The organism is Marinimicrobium sp. UBA4209 (genome assembly GCF_002381585.1).
In the GTDB taxonomy this organism is placed as follows: Bacteria; Pseudomonadota; Gammaproteobacteria; order Pseudomonadales; family Cellvibrionaceae; genus Marinimicrobium; species Marinimicrobium koreense.
This window is the reverse complement of sequence record NZ_DFTP01000049.1, coordinates 1-4,738: the sequence shown is the minus strand read 5'-3', so window position 1 is coordinate 4,738 and position 4,738 is coordinate 1. Positions and strand designations below refer to the sequence as shown.

The following is a 4,738-nucleotide window of genomic DNA, read 5'->3' as shown; positions in this document are numbered from 1 at the left end:
CGCGACAATGCGCGGATTGTCTGCCGGTGCCATACCGACAAACGAGGCGATGTATCGGTTCTCAACATAACCACCCTCACCCACTTTATGCACGGTGCCGGTTTTGCCCGCCACCGGATAAGCCGGAATTTCAGCCCTGCGGGCCGTACCCTCGGTACTGACCGCCCGACGCAGCATGGCCGTGACCTGCCGGGCCAGCTCTTCATCCACCACTCGCTCGCCCTCGACCACGTCGTCTACCCTCAGCAGCGAAGGCGTGCGTTTGACCCCGCCACTGGCAACCGTGCTGTAAGCGTTTACCAACTGCATGGCGGTGAGATTCAGACCGTAACCAAAGGCGTAGGTTGCCCGCTGAATGGGGCGCCAGCGCTCGTAGGTGGGCAAGGTGCCCACGGACTCGCCCGGGAAGCCGGTACCGACGCCCTGCCCCAGACCGAGGCGCTGATACATGTTGCGCACCGTTGAGGGCTCAAGCTCCAGCGCCAGTTTGGTCATCCCCACCTGGCTGGATTTTGCAATCACGCCACTCAGATCCAGGGTGCCGTAGTTCACCGGGTCCAGCAGTGTTTTGCGCCCCACCTGAACATACCCGGGGGCGGTGTTGATCAGCGAACTGGGGCTGAAACGACCGGTTTCCAGTGCCGCCATGACCGCCAGCGGCTTCATGGTGGAGCCAGGCTCAAACAGATCGGTGAGCGCCCGGTTGCGCAGCGCCTCGGAGCGCAGGCCGGAGCGATCGTTCGGGTTGTAGGCCGGCTGGTTGGTCATGGCCAGAACCTCCCCGGTCTGCACGTCCATGATCACCAGCGAGCCGCCCTTGGCGTTGTTTTTCAAAACCGCGGCTTTCAATTCCCGGTGCGCCAGATACTGAAGGCGCAAGTCAATGCTGAGCGCCAGGTTGCGACCGGGCCGGGCAGACTTCACCAGTTGAAGCTCTTTGACGGTACGACCCCGCAAATCCTTGAGCACCTGCTTGGCGCCACTCTCGCCCGACAGCCAGGCGTCGTAAGCCAGCTCCATGCCCTCCTGGCCCCGATCGTCGATGTCGGTAAAGCCCACCAGATGGGCCGCCACTTCCCCGGCCGGGTAATAGCGGCGGTACTCGCGCTGGCTGTAAACGCCGGGAATCTCCAGCGCCAGAACCGCTTCAGCGGCCTGGGGGGGCAGATGCCGGCGCAGATACATAAACTCCTTGCCGCTATAACGAGAGAGCCGAGCTTCCAGCTCGGCTTCCGACAGTTCCAGCGCCCGCGCCAACTCGTTCCAGCGCTCGGGCGACTGCAACAGGAGTGTCGGGTCTGCCCAGAGGGTTTCGACCGGTGTGCTGACGGCCAATGGCTCGCCGTTGCGATCGGTAATCACCCCCCGATAGGCACTGATGGATTCGGTGCGCAGGGTCCGGGCCTGCCCCTGGCCCTGGAGAAACTCATAACCCTGGGCGGTATCGGGCAACACCTGCAGACTGGCCAGGCGCCACAACAGCGCCGAGCCGAGTACCAGCACGGCCAGGGCTACCAGCCAGACTCGCCAGCGGGCGATTGTCAGCGTCTGCGCCCTACTCATGAATCACCATCACGATGTCTTCGTCATCCGGCAGACGCATGGCCAACTCATCGCGGGCCATTTGCTCCACCCGGCCATAGGCGGCCCAGGTGCTCTGCTCCAACATATATTGTCCCCACACAACCTGGAGCTCGGCCGCCTCCCGGCGCAGGGTCTCCAGACGGTCAACCCGTTGACGGGTCTGATGGGTAGAGGCGATGACCGCCAGCGCCGACAACACCACCAACACCCACAACACGGCCACCGCCAGGGTAATACCCCGGCGGGAGTGCAGTGCATTGGATGTGTTGGGGGTCATGGTCAAAATCGCCTCGTCATCTGATCAGTCAGAGCTTTTCTGCAACGCGCATAATGGCGCTGCGTGAACGCACGTTTGCGCCCACTTCAATATCACTGGCCCGAACCGCCTTGCCCACACTCTTGAGGGTGCGATCGAGCTGCTCATCGCGTACCGGCAGTCCGGCCGGTAGCGGCTGTCCTTTTTCCTGCCGGCGGATAAAGCGCTTCACCAGGCGGTCTTCCAGCGAGTGGAAGCTGATCACCACCAGCCGTCCGCCCGGCGCCAATACCGTCAAGGCCTGGGCAAGAATGGCCTCGAGATCCGACAACTCATTGTTGACGTGAATCCGGATCCCCTGAAACGCCCGGGTCGCCGGGTGCTTGCCCTTCTCCCAGGCCGGATTGGCCGCCTTGACGATTTCTGCCAGCTGCGACGTCCGGGTGATCGGTTGTTCCGCCCGGGCAGCGACCAGCGCTCGCGCCATGCGCTTGCCGAAGCGCTCTTCGCCATACTCTTTCAGAACCCGGGCAATTTCGGCCTCCGGGGCCTCGGCAAGCCACTCGGCCGCGCTTTGTCCGGAGCTTCGGTCCATCCGCATATCCAGAGGACCGTCGTTCAAAAAGCTGAAACCACGTTCGGCTTCATCCAACTGCGGCGACGACACACCCAGATCCAGCAACAACCCCTGGACCTTGCCGGTCATGCCTCTCGCACCCACCAGTTCCGCTAGCGCCGCAAAGGAGCCTTGAGCGATCTCGAAGCGGGCATCCCCGGCAAACCGCTCATGTGCCACCGCGATGGCATCGGCATCCTTATCAATGCCCAGCAGCCGTCCCTTTTCCGACAGCCGCTCCAGAATCCGGGCACTGTGTCCACCCCGACCAAAGGTGCCGTCGACATAAAAGCCGTCGACATCCTGAACCAGGGCGTCAACCGCTTCATTCAACAGTACCGTCTGGTGGGGCGAATCGCTCATGGGCTACCTTTTGTTATGCCGCGTTTGTTGTGCCACTTCGGCTCGGGCCGAGCCGCTTGAAATCCGGTTACAGTGTCAGCGATTGCAGCTCTGGGGACAGCTCGGTATCGAGCGGCTGCTCAATCAGCTCCTGCCAGCTGTCTTCGTTCCACAGCTCCATCTTGTCGCCCAATCCCACCAACATCAGCTTCTTGTCCAGTCTGGCGAAGCTGCGCAAGGTGGGGGGCACCAGAATTCGTCCGTTGCCATCCATTTCCATCGGGGTCGCATAACCAATCCAGAGGCGCTTGATCCGGCCCGCCGCCGGGTCGTTATCCGACAGCGCCTGAATTTTCGGCAGTCGCTCCAGCCAGTCCGGCTCGGAGTACACCAGCAGGCAGCGCTGCTGGGTGTGAGCGGTCAGCACCAGGCGGCCCTCGCAGGACGCGACAAAGGACTCGCGAATGCGAGTCGGGATCGCCATGCGACCCTTCGCGTCCATATTGATGGAGTGACTGCCTGTGAGCACGATTCACCTGTCATTTGATGGGGCGAGGGCACTTTTCACCACTTCGCGACCCGGATTTCCACAAAAAACCACTAATAACCACTTTCTACCACTTATGGCACACTATAAATCCGGGCAAAGCAAAGTCAAGCAATAGAGAAGGAAAATGCGGCGAACCGCACGGGATCTGCAGAGAAAACTGTAGGTATAGACAGGAATGAGAGATGCGCCAGAAACCACCAAAAGGGAATAAGCTATAACTATCAGCGCAATAGAGAACAAACTTAAAGTGTTACATTAAGTTTGTGAATTTTTAGGATTAAAAAAGACGGGGGATAGAAGGAAGCGCTCTAAAACAGAATAAGTCGGAGTCGGCCTGTAAGCCGGGTTCTGTCGAGGACAGTCATTCATCTGGGATGCGTGTCGCCACGCACCTCGAGCGACCTACCCGAACCCGGTACGGGCCGCACCATCGGGTTCCTATTTGGTCTTGCTCCGAGCGGGGTTTACCATCGCCACGAACTGTTGCCAGTCGCGCGGTGCGCTCTTACCGCACCATTTCACCCTTACCGGCGACCGAGGTCGCTTAGGCGGTTTACTTTCTGCTGCACTTTCCGTGGGCTCTCGCCCCCCAGGCGTTACCTGGCGCTCTGCCCTGTGGAGCCCGGACTTTCCTCCCCGGTGCAAGCACCGAAGCGACTGCCGAGCCGACTCCGAAGACATAGAGTAGCGACCTTGGCGAACGTGCGCAAGCGCACATTTTCAACACAAAGCACCACACCCCAGATTATTTACTGACGATTTCGTTTTTAATCCCGTTATGATCTAAAATAAGCTCAACCATAAAAAAGGACAGGAGACGTCTGTGAACACTTATAAACTTACCGCACTTTCACTGGCCATCGCGGCCAGCTTCAGCGTCACGGCCCAGGCCCAGAGCACACCGGCCCTGGAGGAAATTCTGGTCACCGCGCAAAAGCGCGAGCAGACCCTTGCACAAATCCCGCAGTCGATCTCTGTCCTCGGCGGGGACAAGCTGGAGCAGCAGCAGGCGACCAGCTTCGTCGATTATGCTGCGCAGGTTCCGGGTCTCAGCCTCGAACAGTCCAATCCCGGCCAGACCCGCGTTATCCTTCGTGGCGTGAACACCGGCGGGGCGAGCCCGACTGCGTCGATCTACGTCGACGAAACTCCCTTCAGCCCCAGCACCGGCCAGAGCAACGGCGCGGTGCTGGCAGGCGATATCGACACCTTCGATATCGAAAGGGTCGAAGTGCTGCGCGGCCCGCAGGGCACGCTCGGCGGGCGCAACAGCTCGGCCGGCCTGATCAACATCTACACCGCGCCGCCCGAATTCGAATTCTCCGGCTATGGCGCCTTCACCTACGGCAATTACGACGCGATCAAGATCGAAGCCGGAATCAACGCGCCG

General features: G+C 60.6%; 5 protein-coding genes and 1 other RNA gene (1 of these 6 cut by a window edge). 1 reads left to right on the top strand and 5 read right to left on the bottom strand.

The window, feature by feature from the left end; all coding sequences use genetic code 11:
• From B3187_RS07175 to rnpB, 5 genes are all read right to left on the bottom strand, one after another.
• On the bottom strand, window positions 1-1,563 hold the 5' portion of the coding sequence (locus tag B3187_RS07175) for a peptidoglycan D,D-transpeptidase FtsI family protein (RefSeq protein ID WP_286805409.1). 180 nt of this gene lie to the left of the window's left edge; only the first 1,563 of its 1,743 coding nucleotides appear in the window; it begins with the start codon at window positions 1,561-1,563; its stop codon lies off the left edge, out of view.
• Window positions 1,556-1,861: a cell division protein FtsL gene (gene ftsL / locus B3187_RS07170; protein WP_286805408.1), complete on the bottom strand. Its 306-nt coding sequence runs from the start codon at window positions 1,859-1,861 to the stop codon at window positions 1,556-1,558. Before ftsL ends, B3187_RS07175 begins: the two co-directional genes overlap by 8 nt.
• A 28-nt stretch (window positions 1,862-1,889) precedes the next feature.
• A complete protein-coding gene (gene rsmH, locus B3187_RS07165; RefSeq protein ID WP_286805407.1) occupies window positions 1,890-2,819 on the bottom strand; it encodes a 16S rRNA (cytosine(1402)-N(4))-methyltransferase RsmH in 930 nt (309 codons plus the stop codon).
• A 67-nt stretch (window positions 2,820-2,886) separates the two neighbouring features.
• A complete protein-coding gene (mraZ, locus tag B3187_RS07160; RefSeq protein ID WP_286805405.1) occupies window positions 2,887-3,327 on the bottom strand; it encodes a division/cell wall cluster transcriptional repressor MraZ in 441 nt (146 codons plus the stop codon).
• Between the two features lie 342 nt (window positions 3,328-3,669).
• Window positions 3,670-4,021: RNase P RNA component class A (rnpB, locus tag B3187_RS07155), an RNA gene on the bottom strand.
• Between the two features lie 150 nt (window positions 4,022-4,171).
• Here rnpB and B3187_RS07150 point away from each other — a divergent pair.
• The coding region (locus B3187_RS07150) for a TonB-dependent receptor (protein WP_286805403.1) at window positions 4,172-4,738 on the top strand (567 nt) is incomplete at its 3' end.